The organism is Maribacter sp. BPC-D8 (assembly GCF_035207705.1).
Lineage (GTDB): Bacteria > Bacteroidota > Bacteroidia > Flavobacteriales > Flavobacteriaceae > Maribacter.
The window spans coordinates 3,909,897-3,926,386 of record NZ_CP128187.1 but is presented as its reverse complement, the minus strand read 5'-3'; the positions used below and the strand labels follow the sequence as shown (position 1 = coordinate 3,926,386).

Annotated in this window: 15 protein-coding genes; 13 read left to right on the top strand and 2 right to left on the bottom strand. The window is 35.0% G+C overall.

Translation table 11 applies throughout. The annotated features are described in order from the left end of the window. Window positions 1-3: 3 nt before the first annotated feature. Together QSV08_RS17220 and QSV08_RS17215 are read right to left on the bottom strand one after the other, a co-directional pair. Entirely contained in the window at window positions 4-756 is a 753-nt protein-coding gene (locus tag QSV08_RS17220) for an SDR family NAD(P)-dependent oxidoreductase (RefSeq protein ID WP_324024945.1), read from the bottom strand. A gap of 12 nt (window positions 757-768) precedes the next feature. Continuing rightward, window positions 769-1,632, bottom strand: coding sequence for an aldo/keto reductase (locus QSV08_RS17215; protein ID WP_324024944.1), 864 nt, complete (start codon window positions 1,630-1,632; stop codon window positions 769-771). A gap of 171 nt (window positions 1,633-1,803) precedes the next feature. Here QSV08_RS17215 and QSV08_RS17210 point away from each other — a divergent pair, with 171 nt between their 5' ends. From QSV08_RS17210 to QSV08_RS17150, 13 genes are all read left to right on the top strand, one after another. Next, window positions 1,804-2,805: an AAA family ATPase gene (locus tag QSV08_RS17210; RefSeq protein WP_324024943.1), complete on the top strand. Its 1,002-nt coding sequence runs from the start codon at window positions 1,804-1,806 to the stop codon at window positions 2,803-2,805. Between the two features lie 84 nt (window positions 2,806-2,889). Next, window positions 2,890-3,756 (top strand): DUF58 domain-containing protein, encoded by an 867-nt coding sequence (locus QSV08_RS17205; RefSeq protein ID WP_324024942.1) that lies wholly within the window; start codon window positions 2,890-2,892, stop codon window positions 3,754-3,756. 5 nt (window positions 3,757-3,761) lie between these two features. Beyond that, on the top strand, window positions 3,762-5,423 hold the full coding sequence (locus tag QSV08_RS17200) for a hypothetical protein (RefSeq protein WP_324024941.1): 1,662 nt from the start codon (window positions 3,762-3,764) through the stop codon (window positions 5,421-5,423). Next, window positions 5,424-6,422: a vWA domain-containing protein gene (locus QSV08_RS17195; RefSeq protein WP_324024940.1), complete on the top strand. Its 999-nt coding sequence runs from the start codon at window positions 5,424-5,426 to the stop codon at window positions 6,420-6,422. Window position 6,423: 1 nt separating this feature from the next. Beyond that, a complete protein-coding gene (locus QSV08_RS17190) occupies window positions 6,424-7,470 on the top strand; it encodes a VWA domain-containing protein (protein WP_324024939.1) in 1,047 nt (348 codons plus the stop codon). Next, window positions 7,463-8,317, top strand: a complete 855-nt coding sequence (locus QSV08_RS17185) for a tetratricopeptide repeat protein (RefSeq protein ID WP_324024938.1) — start codon at window positions 7,463-7,465, stop codon at window positions 8,315-8,317. Before QSV08_RS17190 ends, QSV08_RS17185 begins: the two co-directional genes overlap by 8 nt. Before the next feature lie 59 nt (window positions 8,318-8,376). Then, entirely contained in the window at window positions 8,377-10,101 is a 1,725-nt protein-coding gene (locus tag QSV08_RS17180) for a BatD family protein (RefSeq protein ID WP_324028387.1), read from the top strand. A gap of 2 nt (window positions 10,102-10,103) precedes the next feature. Beyond that, window positions 10,104-10,865: a tetratricopeptide repeat protein gene (locus QSV08_RS17175; protein WP_324024937.1), complete on the top strand. Its 762-nt coding sequence runs from the start codon at window positions 10,104-10,106 to the stop codon at window positions 10,863-10,865. 59 nt (window positions 10,866-10,924) lie between these two features. Beyond that, window positions 10,925-11,218 (top strand): hypothetical protein, encoded by a 294-nt coding sequence (locus QSV08_RS17170; RefSeq protein WP_324024936.1) that lies wholly within the window; start codon window positions 10,925-10,927, stop codon window positions 11,216-11,218. 69 nt (window positions 11,219-11,287) lie between these two features. Beyond that, window positions 11,288-12,880 (top strand): SulP family inorganic anion transporter, encoded by a 1,593-nt coding sequence (locus QSV08_RS17165; RefSeq protein ID WP_324024935.1) that lies wholly within the window; start codon window positions 11,288-11,290, stop codon window positions 12,878-12,880. Window positions 12,881-12,918: 38 nt separating this feature from the next. Next, the gene (locus tag QSV08_RS17160) at window positions 12,919-13,746 is read left to right on the top strand and encodes a universal stress protein (protein WP_324024934.1); all 828 of its coding nucleotides are present in this window, start codon (window positions 12,919-12,921) and stop codon (window positions 13,744-13,746) included. Between the two features lie 13 nt (window positions 13,747-13,759). Further along, window positions 13,760-14,389 carry a carbonic anhydrase family protein gene (locus tag QSV08_RS17155; RefSeq protein ID WP_324024933.1) on the top strand — a complete coding sequence of 210 codons (630 nt, stop codon included), beginning with the start codon at window positions 13,760-13,762 and terminating at the stop codon, window positions 14,387-14,389. A gap of 170 nt (window positions 14,390-14,559) precedes the next feature. After that, complete coding sequence (locus QSV08_RS17150) at window positions 14,560-16,434, top strand: SulP family inorganic anion transporter (RefSeq protein ID WP_324028386.1); 1,875 nt, start codon at window positions 14,560-14,562, stop codon at window positions 16,432-16,434. The last annotated feature ends 56 nt before the right edge of the window (window positions 16,435-16,490 follow it).

The following is a 16,490-nucleotide window of genomic DNA, read 5'->3' as shown; positions in this document are numbered from 1 at the left end:
GCATCAATTCTTATCTACAATTGTTGAAGAAGCTTGTGCTGTTGGCATGACCACCAAATCGGCAATATTTACATGATACGGTCTAGTAATTACGAAATGAATGATATCTGCGATATCTTCTGGTTTTAAAGGTTGAAATCCTTTATACACATTCTCAGCTCTATCTTCATCGCCCTTAAAACGAACATTACTAAACTCGGTTTCTACCAACCCTGGGTTTACTGCACCAACACGAACACCTGTACCGTTTAAATCTATTCGCATTCCTTGGTTTATAGCATCTACCGCATGTTTACTTGCGCAATACACATTACCTTTTGGGTATACTTCTTTACCAGCTGTAGAACCAATATTGATAATATGACCAGATTTTCGAGCTACCATTTGGGGAATTATCGCTTTTGAAACATATAATAGTCCCTTTACATTAATATCTAACATAGCATCCCAATCATCTACATTACCATCTTGAATGGTATCCATACCATGGGCGTTACCTGCGTTATTGATTAAAATATCTATTTGAGAAAATTCTTTTGGTAGCGAATCAACGGCTTCTTGAACAGCTTCTTTATTACGAATATCAAAATTTAAAGTGTGTACCTGAACTTCTTTACCCAATTCTTCTTTTAACGCATCTAACCGATCTTGACGTCGACCGCACAACACCAAATTAATTCCGTTAAGGGCAAAAAGAATCGCTGTTGATTTTCCAATACCACTTGTAGCTCCTGTAATAAATGCTGTTTTCGTCATTTTATATTTTAATTATGCAACTTCATGTCCTTCGTTAGCTTCTAGCAAGATAAACCAATCTTGTACATCCATATCAATTGAAACGGCATCCATTGCCATTTTTAAACGCTTTGGTGTTGCCGTGCCTACCACAGGGTGAATATTAGAGGGGTGTTTTAAGATCCAAGCTAATAAAAGCTGATCTTCTGTTGCATCATATTTTTTAGTGAAACCTGCCAATACTTTTTTAATTCTAGCATTCGCCTTAGATTCTTCTCTAAAATAGCTGCCAAGCGGACTCCAGCTCATTGCAAGCCTATCAAATGCAATACAATCGTCTAAAGTACCATCGTTCATTACGGTGTTAGATGACAATGAAAACTCTACCTGATTCACCTCGACTTGTATTTCTTTTTCTAAAAGTTGAATTTGAGATGGCGTAAAATTTGACACTCCGAATTGCCTGATCTTTCCATCATTCTTCAATTTATCTATAGCTTCTGCAATTTCTGAAGGATTCATTAAAGGGCTAGGTCTATGCAACAAAAGCATATCTAAATGATCTGTCTGTAGCATTTTCAAAGACCGCTCTACCGATGATAGAATATAATCTTTATCATAATCGTAATGCTTAACCCTATTGGTTCTTTCCTTTACATCGAACTGAATACCACATTTGCTGATCAATTGAATGTCTTCTCTCTTAATGGCACTTTTTTTAAATGCTTTGCCGAAATCTTCTTCATTGGTATAATCACCATAAATATCGGCATGATCAAAAGTGGTAATATTATTTTCTAAACAATGATTCATGAGTGAAATCATCTCGGTAGTAGAATGTTGTTTTCCCCATTTACCCCAAGTCATCGTACCTGCAATTATTCTAGAATATTTCAATGTATTGTTATTTAGTTAATGAAATTAAAAAGAAATCCCTTAAAACCTTCATAAAAATATGGGGTTTTCCATTTTTTTAACCTATCATTAACAGGGACTGAGTGAATAAATTTTCAATTTGCATAACTGTTAAAATTAGAAGCCTTAACAATCAATAATATATAGTTTTAAATGGAAGAAAATACTTCAATTGACATTAGTGCTGTTAATGAGAAAATAGCAAAAGAAAGCGCTTTTATCGATTTACTGATGCTTGAAATGAATAAAGTAATCGTAGGCCAGAAATATATGGTCGAGCGATTATTAATCGGACTTTTAGGACAAGGTCATATTTTGTTAGAAGGTGTACCCGGTTTAGCAAAAACCTTGGCGATAAACACACTTTCAAAAGCTGTTAAAGGTAGTTTTAGTAGAATACAGTTTACACCAGATTTGCTTCCGGCAGATGTTGTTGGTACGATGATCTACAATATGAAACTAAATGATTTTTCTATTAAGAAAGGTCCAATTTTCGCAAATTTCGTTCTTGCAGATGAGATTAACCGTGCACCTGCTAAAGTACAATCTGCTTTATTAGAAGCTATGCAAGAGAAGCAAGTTACTATTGGTGACGAAACTTTTATTCTTGATAAGCCTTTCTTAGTTATGGCAACCCAAAACCCAATTGAGCAAGAAGGCACATACCCGTTACCTGAAGCGCAAATTGACCGTTTTATGTTGAAGACTGTTATTGATTATCCGAAAATTAATGAAGAGCAGTTAATTATGCGTCAGAATTTGTTGGGTAATTATGAGACCGTAAATGCTGTGGTATCCATAGAACAAATACTAAGTGCACAGAAAGCAGTACGTGAAGTATATATGGACGAAAAGATCGAGAAATATATTCTTGATATTGTTTTCGCCACTAGATATCCTGAAAAATATAATTTAGAAAGCTTAAAACCTTTAATCAGTTTTGGTGCATCACCAAGGGGAAGTATCAACTTAGGTGTTGCTGCTAAATGTTATGCTTTCATAAAAAGAAGAGGTTATGTTGTTCCTGAAGATGTACGAGCTATTGTACACGATGTTTTAAGACATAGAATAGGAATAACTTACGAGGCAGAGGCTGAAAACATTACCTCTGTTGATATCATCAACAAGATTGTAAACGAGATAGAAGTACCTTAAACTAGTTATGGTATTCGGTAAATACAATAAATAACGCCGAATATGATACACTGCTAACGGAGACTGTAAACTGTTTACTAAAAAATGGATACCAAAGAGCTACTCAAAAAAGTACGGAAAATTGAAATAAAGACGAGACGTCTTTCTGACCATATGTTTGGTGGGGAATACCACTCTACCTTTAAAGGTCGTGGTATGACTTTTAGTGAAGTACGACAGTATCAATTTGGTGATGATGTAAGAAATATTGATTGGAACGTTACCGCCCGTTACAACGAACCTTACATAAAGGTTTTTGAAGAGGAACGAGAATTGACCATGATGTTGATGGTAGATATTAGTGGATCTGAACTATTTGGTACTACCAATCAATTTAAAAATGAAATCGTTACCGAAATATCGGCAACATTAGCTTTTAGTGCACTACAAAATAATGATAAGGTCGGTGTCATCTTGTTCTCTGATCAAATAGAACTTTTTATTCCGCCAAAAAAAGGAAAAACACACGTTTTACGCATTATTAGAGAATTGATAGAATTTAAGCCTAAAAGCAACAAAACAGATATTGCACAGGCATTGAAATTCTTGAGCAGTATCATGAAAAAGAAAGCTATCGTTTTTGTTCTTTCAGATTTTATTGATGAAGGATATGAAAAGACGTTGAAGATTACAGGTAATAAGCACGATGTAACAGGTATTCGCATTTACGATGAACGTGAAGAAACCATCCCGAATATAGGTATGGTTCAAATTGAAGATGCAGAGACCGGTAAACTACAATTGGTGAATACCAAATCTAAAAAAGTACGTAACGCTTATGCTACATATAACAGAGAACGTGTTGCTTATTTTAAAGAATCGTTTACCAAAGCTGGTTGCGGAGTTTTAGATTGCAGGGTCGATGAGAGTTATGTAAAAAAATTATTGGGCTATTTTAAACGAAGAGGTTGATACGAATGATTACTACTAATAGAACAATTGAAAGCGGTGTTTCGTTCATAAAACGAATTTCACCTTTATTGGTATTTCTACTGTTCTTCGTTGAACTATCTGCTCAAGAACGTCCAAATATTACAACAAAGGTCGATACCACTTTTATTAAAATTGGCGAACAGGTTCAATGGACGGTTACGGTTGATATTGATTCAACCGATTTTGTCATTTTCCCAGAGGGACAAACATTTTCTCCTTTAGAAACCGTAGAGGCATTCGCTACAGATACCACAAGAAAAAAAGACAGACTTACACTTCAAAAAATATATGCCCTTACCCAATTCGATTCTGGTGCGTACAAATTACCATCGCAACGTATAGATATTAATGGTACCGGCTATATGACCGATTCTACACTGATCAATGTAGCTACCATACCAGTAGATACCTTAAATCAGAAAATGTACGACATTAAACCACTTATCAATGTCGAAAAAAGCAATCTAGCTTTTTGGAAGTATTTATTGATAGGCTTATTGATATTGCTAATTTTAGGTGCACTTCTTTACTGGTTCGTATTTCGTAAAAAACCACTTACCGAAGAAGAAAAAGTTGCACTTTTACCACCGTATGACAGAGCTTTATTAGAACTTAAACGTTTAGAAAATTCTAAATATCTAATTCAAGACGAGTACAAAGAATACTATTCTGAATTGACCACTATTGTGCGTTCTTATTTAGAAGAAGATGCAAATGTTACGGCTCTAGAAAGTACCACAGGTCAATTGATCGAAAAATTAGAACTTTTAAAAGATGCCGGAGAATTGCAATTAGATGATGAAACCATCAAACAATTTTCTCAAATATTACAAACGGCAGATTTAGTAAAATTCGCCAAGAACAAGCCTTCTACATTGGTTGCAGAACAAGATAGAAAGCTAGTTGAGCAGATTGTAGAAAAAACACACGAGGCTTTACCAGAACCGACTGAAGAAGAGTTGCTAGAACAAGCCGAATATCAAGAAGAGCTTGAGCGTAAGGCTAAAAAGAAGAAAATAAAAATTGCTATAATATCTACCGTTGCCTTAATTCTAATAGGCATTACCATTGCCGGGGTAAAATTCGGATTCGGTTACTTAAAAGATACCGTTTTAGGGCACCCTACAAAAGAACTTTTAGAGGGCGAATGGGTACGTAGTAGTTATGGTTTTCCTCCTATTCAATTAGAGACTCCTCAAGTTCTGGTACGTCAAAAAATAAAATTACCAGCAGAAGCTAAAGCCGCCATTGAAGATATACAGGCATTTCAATATTCTAGCCCGATTGGTCTTTTTAATTTAGCAACAACATCTGTAACACTGGCACAAAAAGATGTGGAGCCAGAGTTTGATAAAACCATTGAACAGATTTTATCGAATTTTGAAAGTCAGGGTGCAAAGAACATCATTACCAAACAAGAAGAGTTTAGCACCATAAGTGGCGTTAAAGGGGTGAAAGTTTATGGTAGTGGTAAATTTTTAGCACCAGGATCCGAAGAATTAATGGAAGGCGAATATACCGTGCTTCTATTTGGAGGAAAAGGTTTTCAACAGTATGTAATTCTTACTTGGTTAAAAGATGACACGTACGCACAAGAAATAGTAGACCGAATTTTAGCATCGGTTGAAGTAAAAACAGAATTATAAATGTTCGAGAATATATCATTTGCAAATCCTGATTTCTTTTGGCTGTTTTTACTACTGCCATTAGCAATCGTGTGGTATATATTTAAACAAAAGGAGCAAACCGCATCTTTGCGAATTTCTAGCGCAAAAGGTTTTACCTATAGTAGTATTTTACCTAAACTAAAACCAGGCTTGTTCATTCTGCGCATATTGGCATTAGGCGCCATAATTGTAGCATTGGCAAGACCACAGACAGAAGATATATCTACACGAACCAAAACAACAAAAGGTATTGATATTGTAATGGCCATTGATGTTTCTTCTAGTATGCTGGCAAGAGATTTAAAACCTAACAGACTATCGGCACTGAAAGAAGTTGCTGCAGATTTCATCAAGCAAAGACCTAATGACCGTATTGGTCTTGTTGCTTATGCTGGTGAAGGGTATACTAAAACACCCATTACTACAGATAAAGCCATTGTGCTAAATGCTCTTTCAGAAATTTCATACGGTCAATTAGATGATGGTACCGCCATTGGTATGGGACTAGCAACTTCTGTAAACCGTTTAAAGGATAGTAAGGCGAAAAGTAAAATCATCATCTTGTTGACCGATGGTGTTAACAATACTGGTTTTATTGAGCCACAAACCGCATCTGAACTTGCTCTCGAATTTGGAATTAAAACATATACTATTGGTCTAGGTACAAACGGAAATGCACTTACACCTATTTCTTATAATGCCGATGGCTCTTTTAGGTTTGGCATGCGACAAGTAGAAATAGACGAAGAATTACTGAAAGATATCGCAAATACAACAGGCGGTAGATATTTTAGAGCCACTGACAACGAATCTCTAGAAGAAATCTATGATGAAATCAACAAACTAGAAAAAACGGAGGTAGAGGAATTTAAATATTACCGATACGAAGAGAAATTTAGACTTTGGATTTTATTAGCTGGAGGTTTGCTTTTATTAGAATGGATTTTAAGAAACACGCTTTTTAGAAGCTTTGTATAATATGGTACAGTACGACGAAAAAATATATTTCTATTTACTCATTATCATTCCGGTGATAGTGGTGTTGTTCCTATTATTATTGGTATGGAAAAAGAGAACACAAAAGAAGTTTGCAGACACTGAACTTTTAAAAAGGCTGACACCAAATCGTTCTTATAACAAAGGAGGTTTAAAATTGGTCGTTTTTATTCTTGCATTGGCGCTAATGATTGTAGGTCTGGTAAATCCTAAAATCGGTACAAAACTAGAGACCGTTAAAAGAGAAGGTGTAGATATTGTTTTTGCTGTTGATGTTAGTAAAAGTATGCTTGCAGAAGATATTGCCCCAAACAGATTGGAGAAGGCAAAAAGATTGGTTTCTGAAATTATAAATCAACTTGCAAGTGACCGTATTGGTATTATCGCTTATGCTGGCCAAGCGTACCCGCAATTACCGATTACAACTGATTATGGCGCTGCAAAGATGTTCTTACAGGGCATGAATACAGACATGCTAACATCTCAAGGTACGGCTATTGACCAAGCGATTGAATTAGCTACTACTTATTACGATGATGCAGAACAGACCAACCGTGTATTATTCATTATCTCTGATGGTGAAGATCATTCTGAAGGTTCTACATTAGATGCTGTAGAAGATGCCGTTGATGAAGGTATTATTATTTATACTATTGGTGTTGGTAAAGAAAAAGGTGCTCCGATTCCGATTAAAAGAAACGGAATTTTAGAAAGCTTAAAAAAAGATATTCAAGGTGAAACTGTAATTACTCGATTAAATGAGAGTGTTTTAGTAGATATCGCAAATGAAGGTGATGGGCAATATATAGATGGCTCTAATACTGATGCAGCCGTAGAATTTATTAAAGAAGAATTGTTGAAAATGGATAAGAAGGAATTCGAAGCCAAACAATTCGCAGAATATAAAGATCAGTTTCAATGGTTTATTGGCGGGGCATTGTTGCTTCTCTTTTTAGATATATTTATCTTGGACCGCAAGACAAGCTGGTTAAAGAAACTCAATTTGTTCAATGAGAAAAGAAATGAATAAAATAAATACAGTTTTAATACTACTTTTTGTTTGCTTTTCATCTTTTGCTCAAGAGGTTGATGAGAAAGAAAAACAAAAGTCTTTACAATCATCTACCAATCTTACTTGGGATGCTAACAAGGCATTATCAGAAGATGATTTTATTGCTGCAGAAGTAGATTATAGAAAGGCAATTTCAAAAAGTTCAGATAATAGTGCAGCCCCCTATAATTTAGGTAACGCCTATTACGAAAATGAAACATATAATGAAGCCTTTGGTAGATTTAAAGAAGCTGGCGAAGCATCTACATCTAAAGCAGATAAACACAAAGCTTACCATAATATGGGTAATGTTTTCATGAAGCGTAAAGATTATGCTAAGGCGGTAGAAGCTTATAAGGAAGCCTTACGTAATGATCCAACAGATGAAGAAACTCGTTATAATTTAGCCTTGGCAAAAGAGCTTTTGAAAAAAGAGCAAGAAGAAAACAAGCAAGATCAAGACGATAAGGATAAAGACAAAGATCAAGACGAGAACAAAGACGAAGATAAAAAGGACGAGGGCGACAACGAGGATAAGAAAGATCAAGGCGAAGACGGTGACAAGGGTGACGAAGGCGATAAAGACGAAGAGAAGAAAGACGATAATAAGGATGGCGAAGGAGACAAATCTGATCAAAAGAAGAAACCTGAACAGGGCGATGGCGACAACGAACAAGAGCAACAACAACCCAGACCTAATCAACTTTCTAAGCAGCAGGTCGAGAATTTATTGAGAGCCATGCAAAATGCAGAAAAAAAGGTGCAAGATAAAATCGATGCTAAAAAAGTAAAAGGTGCTAAAATTAAAACCGAAAAAGATTGGTAGACTTTAAGTCCATAGCTAAACTTGGGTTAGTATTAACCGTTTTTCTATCATCAATTTTGATGATGGGTCAAGATAATAGTGCCGTTACTTTTGAGATGAAACTAAGCAAACCTAAGCTTGGTCTAAACGAAAGACTACGTGTAGATTTTATTATGAACCGTGATGGCGATAATTTTAGTCCGCCAGATTTCAACGGATTCAAAGTAGTTATGGGACCTTCTCAATCTATTAGTTCTTCATGGATTAATGGTGTTAGAAGTTACTCCAAATCATATTCATACACACTATCCCCAACTGCTAGAGGAAAATTCACGATTAAACAAGCATCTATTGTAATTGGTGGCGAAACCTATAAGTCATTGTCGCAAAATGTAGAAGTAACTGCAGCTGTAGATAAGCCTAGTGATCAAATGACGGCGGATGATATAGCAGATGAAAATTTACATTTGGTTGCCGAGATTTCAAAAACCGATCCGTATTTAAATGAAGCAATTACCGTTATCTACAAGTTGTATGTAAGCCCAGATATTAGAGTGTCGAATTATCAACCTTTAGACAATCCTACTTATAATAATTTCTGGAGTCAAGATATTAAAGTAAACATGCTTAGTGCGCAAAATGGCACTTACAAAGGCAAACCATATCGTTATGTAATCTTAAAACGTGTTGTTCTTTATCCGCAAAAATCTGGAAAATTAAACATCGAGCCTTTATCTCTTGAGGTAACGGTAGATGTACCTACTGCAAGACGAGATTTCTTTGGTCAACGAATGTATGCCCAAACTAATAAAACTGTATCCGCCGGTAGTAGAACTATTAATGTAAAAGCATTACCAATAGACAATCAACCTGCTGATTTTAATGGTGCTGTCGGTGATTTTGATTTTGTGGTAAACACAAGCAAAACAAGTTTGAACGCTTCAGAATCTTTACAAGCAACGGTAGAAGTAAGTGGTAAGGGAAATTTAAAATTATTTAAACTCCCAGAACCTGAATTACCAAGTGCGCTAGAAGTTTATGAGCCTGAGTTTACAGAAGGTGTCAGAACAACTTTGGCAGGTATGCAGGGTAAGGTGAGTAACCAATACACTATCGTGCCTTCTTTTAGAGGTAAATATCCTATAGCACCATTGAGCTTTAGTTATTTTAATCCTTCCACCGGAAAATATAAAACGCTTACATCTGATGAAATTGTTATTAATGTTTTAGAAGGTCCGCTAAGTGCTTCTTCTAATTCTGATGCAAATACTAATAGCAACAAACAATCTGTTATTAGCAGCGGAAATGAATTCAATTTCTTGAAACTTACACCTAATCTAACAAGCAAATCAGCTTCTTACTTTTTCAATTCCACCTCTTTCTACGCGTGGTTATTGAGTCCGTTATTACTAATTCCTTTAGCCATTTTCTTTAGAAAGAAAAGAGATGCTATGGCTGGTGATATTGTAGGTAATAAAATTAGAAAAGCGAACAGACTTGCCCGCAAGTATTTATCTGCCGCAAGAAAACAACTGGGTAATAAAGAATCTTTTTATGTTGCCCTTGAACGAGCGCTGCATAATTACTTAAAGGCTAAGCTGAAAATTGAAACCTCAGAGTTCAGTAAAGATAAAATTACCGAGTTACTTACAGAAAGGCAAATAGACGACACTGCGACAGATAGCTTTATAGCACTTCTTAAAAATTGCGAATCGGCAAGATATAGCCCATTCTCAAACGTACAAATGCAAGCCGATTATGATAAGGCAAGCGAGGTAATTTCTATAATGGATAAACAATTATAAGTATGTTCAAAAAGCTAGCTACCCTTATTAGCCTTTTCTCGGTTCTCTTTTGTGCCGCTCAGAACGACAAATTGTTTGAGCAGGCTACCGAAGCATATAATGCCGGTGAGTATGAGCAGGCAGTAACTTATTATAACGATATTCTAAGTAATGGCAAGCATTCTACTGCGGTATACTATAACCTAGGCAATTCGTATTACAAGCTTAATAAAATTGCTGAAAGCATCTATTTTTATGAGAAAGCTTTATTGCTATCACCAAACGATAAAGAGATAAAAACAAATTTGAGCTATGCTCAGAATATGACCATAGATGCTATTGATACAATGCCCGAAACGGGATTATCAAAATTGTATAAAAACATAACAGGTAAATTAACATTTGACCAATGGGCGTATGTAGCCATTAGCTTTATGTTACTTTTTGTTCTCTTATATATTTACTTTTACAACTCTAGTTACAGCACTAGAAAGCGATTTACATTTATTGGTAGTTTACTTGCGCTGTTCTTATGTTTAATTTCTGTTCTTTTTGCATTTATTCAACGAAATGATTTTGATGAAAATCAACCTGCAATAATATTCGCCGAAGAAAGCATTGTAAAATCTGAGCCCAACAATAACAGTGCAGAAGTATTTTTGATTCATGCAGGAACAAAAGTAAATGTTTTAGATCAGTTAAATGATTGGAATAAAATTGCATTATCAGATGGTAAAACAGGGTGGATTCAAAGCAACGAACTTAAACTGTTAAAGGATTTTTAGAAAATTGTTAACAGTTTTTAACCATTTCAGCACTATCTTTACGGTTGATTTTTTAGTATATGACATTTTTCGCACGCATTACTTTACTGTTATTATGGCTTTTTGCAGTTACTGCACCAAGCATAATAACGCTATGCGATGTTGAAAACCCAATTGTAATTACCAATCTTAATGAAGAAGAACAAGAGTCTGGTAAAAAATCTATGGGTGAAGAAAAGTTCGTCAAAGAAAATTCTTTAGATTTTTCAATAGTTGCCATTTTTGAAAATTCAATTAATAGCAGCTTTAATATTGAAGGTTACCAAGACCTATCATTAGAAGTATTATCTCCCCCACCAGACCAGGCTATTTAGTCATTTCTGTTTTTTATCAATTAACTAATCTGTCCTGAACTAATTCGAGGGCACAATTATATTATTTACATGTTTAAACATATCAAAAATGATATTCCTGCGAGTATCGTTGTATTTTTCGTTGCACTACCATTATGTCTAGGTATTGCTTTAGCTAGTGGAGCTCCATTATTTTCAGGTGTAATTGCCGGTATTATCGGTGGTGTTTTTGTGGGCGCTCTTAGTGGCTCTAAAATCGGAGTTAGTGGCCCAGCGGCAGGTCTAGCTGCAATTGTATTAACAGCAATTGGAACTCTAGGCAGTTATGAAAATTTCTTAGTCGCTGTAGTGCTAGGTGGTGTTATTCAAATGGTATTCGGAATTTTAAAGGCCGGTGTAATTGGTTATTATTTTCCATCTTCTGTAATTAAAGGCATGCTTACCGGTATTGGTATCATTATCATTCTAAAACAGATTCCTCACTTTTTCGGTTACGATCCTGACCCAGAAGGTGATTGGGCGTTTTTTCAAGTAGATGGTGAAAATACGTTTTCTGAAATCCTTAATGCTATTAATAATATTAGCCCAGGTGCTACCTTAATTGCCATAATTGGTCTTGCCATCCTTTTACTTTGGGATAAGGTACTTTCTAAAAAAGGGAAAGTATTTCAAATTATTCAAGGCCCTTTAGTAGCTGTTGCCATTGGTATTTTATATTATGTTTTCACCCAAGACAATGAAGTCTTAAGAATATCAAAAGATCACTTAGTCAGTGTTCCTGTACCAGAAGATATTTCATCTTTTATAGGTCAGTTTCGATTTCCTGATTTTACTGCCATAACTAATCCGCAAGTTTGGATTACTGGCTTTACCATTGCATTAGTTGCCAGTTTAGAAACCTTACTTTGTGTTGAAGCTACCGATAAATTAGATCCGCATAAAAATGTAACTCCAACCAATAGAGAATTGCTTGCACAGGGTGCCGGTAATATTGTATCTGGCCTTATTGGTGGTTTGCCAATTACACAAGTAATCGTTCGTAGTTCTGCCAACATACAATCTGGTGGTAGAACCAAATTATCTGCCATAATTCATGGTTTCTTATTATTGATTTCTGTAGTCTTGATACCTACATTATTGAATATGATTCCGTTATCGGTTTTAGCTGCAATTTTATTTATTGTAGGGTTTAAACTGGCTAAACCAGCTTTATTCTTAAAAATGTACAAATTAGGATGGAAACAATCTATACCATTTTTTGTTACGGTTTTAGGTATTGTATTTACAGATTTACTGATAGGTATTAGTCTAGGTCTTGCCGTAGGTATTGTAGTTATTTTACTTAAAAGCTACCAAAACTCTCACTTTCTTCATATCGAAGATAATAGTAATGGTAAGCATAGAATTAAAATGACTTTGGCAGAAGAAGTTACTTTTTTCAACAAAGGTGCTATTCTAAAAGAGCTAGATAGTCTTCCTCATGACACGTATTTAGAACTTGATGTCTTAAAAACTAGATTTTTAGATTACGATATTGTTGAAATTTTAGAAGATTTTAGCCTAAAGGCCAAAGAAAGAAATATTGATATTAAACTAATTTCCAAGCGTGGTGTTGTTGAAAATCCACCAAGTTATATCGAATTCTTTGAGCAACGGCCGAAGTCGAAAATGAGCTTAAGCTAATCGATTGAATTAATTTTCAATCAACTAAAAAAAGAAATATGAGTAAAAAATATAAAATAGCGGTTTTCTCAGACTTGAAAGAGTCTTTGGGAAACACGCTAAAAAGTACGCTCAGCTTAGCCAAAATGCTAAACGGAGAAATAGCCATATTTCATGTTAAAAAAGCCTCTGAAGTCGTTACGAAAGACAGCCAACTTTCAGCTATACGTTCTTTAAATAGTGAGTTTATTACTATGGATAATGATATAAATAAAATCGTTACCGCTTATTCAAAAGACTTTGGCGTAAATATGAGGTATTCATGCACCATTGGTAATTTAAAGAATGAGATAGCTTCTTATATCGAAAAAGAGAAACCAGATTTTATCGTATTAGGTAAACGAAAGTCCAAATTTTTCAACATACTTGGCGACAACCTTATTCCTTTTATACTGAAGAAACATAAAGGACCTATCTTTTTGACCGATGAGATAAATGTATTAGACTACGGCAATGATTTATCTTTAGGTGTCTTAAGTAATACTGAAGAAACGTTAATAGCTGATTTGACCAAAGATTTACTTCTACATTCACAAAAACCTTTAAGTTCATTTAAGATTCGAAAGAAAACGAGTACCACAGCTAAAAAAATAGAATCTCAAAATACAAAAGAGGTTGAGTTTGTATTTGAAAACAATTCTAATTCTCTGAAGAACCTATCAAATTATATTATTAAAAATAAAATAAATCTTTTGTGTATTAATAGGTTCGAAAACAAAAAAAGCAAGGACAATGCATCTCTTTCGATGCCTGCTAATATTAGCGACATTGTCAATAACATCAATGTTCCATTATTACTAATGGGGCAAAATAATTATACAGTATAATAAATAAAAATATATGAAAGCACATACTAAAGAAACTCAAGCAACGATGACCCCGAATAAATCATTAGATTTTTTGAAGGAAGGGAATCAGAGATTTCAGAATAACCTAAAAGCAAATCGTAATCTTTTAGAACAAGTAAATGATACTAGTGAAGGCCAATTTCCTTTTGCTACCATATTAAGTTGTATAGATTCTAGAGTTTCTGCAGAATTGGTCTTTGACCAAGGTCTTGGAGATGTTTTCAGTGTTAGAATCGCTGGTAATTTCGTAAATGAAGACATACTAGGTAGTATGGAATTTGGTTGTAAATTAGCCGGCACAAAATTAATAGTCGTTTTAGGTCACACAAGTTGTGGAGCTATTAAAGGTGCTTGTGATCATGCAAGATTAGGTAACCTTACTGCTCTTATCAATAAGATAGAACCTGCTGTAGATGCGGTTAAAGAACCAACAGACGAAAGTCTAAGAAATTCTAAAAATTTAGAATTTGTAGATAGAGTTTCAGCAAAAAATGTAGAATTGACTATAGACAATATTAGATTACATAGCCCCGTTTTAGCTGAAATGGAAAAAAATGGCGAAGTACTGATAGTAGGTGCTATGTATGATATTGCCACAGGTGCCGTTGATTTCTACAACTAGAAATCATTTATAAAAAATAGAGCCTATAAAACCGATGTTATTCATCGGTTTTATAATACTAGGAAATCAATCAATTATTCGCAGCCAACGATAATTTTTTAATAAAATATGAGTAGAATCTGTCCTTAAAGATGTGATTCTATTTCACTTAAATTGATTATTTTATGAGTATGAAAAATCTATTTTCAAATTTTAAAGGAGATTTATTTGGCGGTATCACTGCGGGTATCGTTGCTTTACCATTAGCACTAGCTTTTGGCGTTAGCTCAGGCATGGGACCAAGTGCCGGATTATATGGCGCAATTTTTATAAGTTTCTTCGCCGCACTTTTTGGCGGAACCAGCACACAAATATCTGGACCTACAGCACCTATGACGGCTGTAAGTATGGTGGTAATTGCTGGTATCGTTGCTACGAATGATGGTAGTCTTGAAAAAGCCCTACCTGCTATTCTTGTCGTTTTCTTATTAGCAGGATTAATTCAAATAAGTTTAGGTCTTTTAGGTATAGGGAAGTACATTAGATACATTCCATACCCCGTAGTATCAGGTTTTATGACTGCCATAGGTGTTATAATTCTAGTAACACAAATTTTACCTGCCATTGGTTATTACCCTAAAGAAGATACCGAGTTTGTAAACATTTACAAGCCCATGGCTAAAGAAATTATTTTAGAGAATATTCTAAAAGAGGAAGCTGGCGAAGGTATTTTAGTATTAGAAGATTTTAAAGAAACTATTTCTAGAGCCGATGAAATAACCGAAGAAGCTACCCTGAAAGAGGCACAGACCCTAGCTAACTCTGAAGCTTCTGGTGTAATTGGTGCCATAAAAGTATTGCCTAGAGCATTAAATAATATTATTTGGCTAGAATTAATTCTTGCGCTCTCTACCATCGTTATTATTTATGGTTTCAAGAAAATTACCACAGCAATACCAAGTGCTTTGGTTGCATTGATTGTAGTATCTGGTGTAGCATATGGTTTTGGACTCAACTATAGAACTATTGAAGAAATACCAAGTGGTTTTCCTATGCCTAATCTTGGCATTTTTACCGAATTTGAATTGGGCTCCATAACTCCTTATGTTTTTACCGCACTTACTCTAGCACTACTTGGCGCTATAGATTCGTTATTGACTTCTGTAGTGGCAGATAACATGACTAAAACAAAACACAAGCCAAACAAAGAATTGGTTGGTCAAGGTATCGGAAACAGTATTGCCGCAATTTTCGGAGGTATACCAGGCGCGGGTGCTACCATACGTACCGTAGTGAATATTAACGCTGGCGGCAAAACCAAACTATCTGGTATGGTCGCTGGTATCTTATTACTTATAGTACTATTGGCACTAGGCCCTATTGCATCGCAAATACCTGCTGCTGTTTTAGCTGGTATTCTTGTAACCGTTGGTATTGGTGTAATGGATTATAAAGGTTTAAAAGCCATCCCTAGTTTACCTAAAGACTTGAGCTTAGGTCCAATAAAATTTAGTTCAGAAGTAGTCATCATGCTTGTGGTTCTTGTACTTTCTTCTGTTTGGAATCTAGTATATGCCGTTGGTGTAGGTCTAGTTATTGCTTCTTTAATGTTCATGAAAAAAATGGGCGATTTAACAGCAGAACACTCTAATGTAAAATCTTTAGAGAAAGAAGTAAACTGGCCAGATGAAGTGGCTTTTCCTTTGAGTTTACAAGAAGAGGTTTTTATAAAGCACTTAAAAGGTCCTCTGTTTTTTGGATCTACTAGCGAGTTTCAACAGATGGCCGACCAAATTCCTGAAACTGCATCTACCGTAATTATTAGAATGGGTAGAATGCAATACATGGATCAATCTGGTTTGTATACTTTAGAAGATGTTTTAATAAGTCTTAGAAAATCGGGTATCAACATACTCTTTGTTGATGTATTAAAACAGCCTCGTTATATGATGGAACGTGTTGGTGTAATACCTGATTTAATACCTGAAGAACAAATTTTCGATTCATTCGATGAGTGTTTAATTTGGGTAAAATCTAATGTAAAAGATAAATTCGTTACTAGCTAATCCATCAAAACCAACAAAAACACATCATACCTCTTTTAAAAGTTTTAAATTTGCGG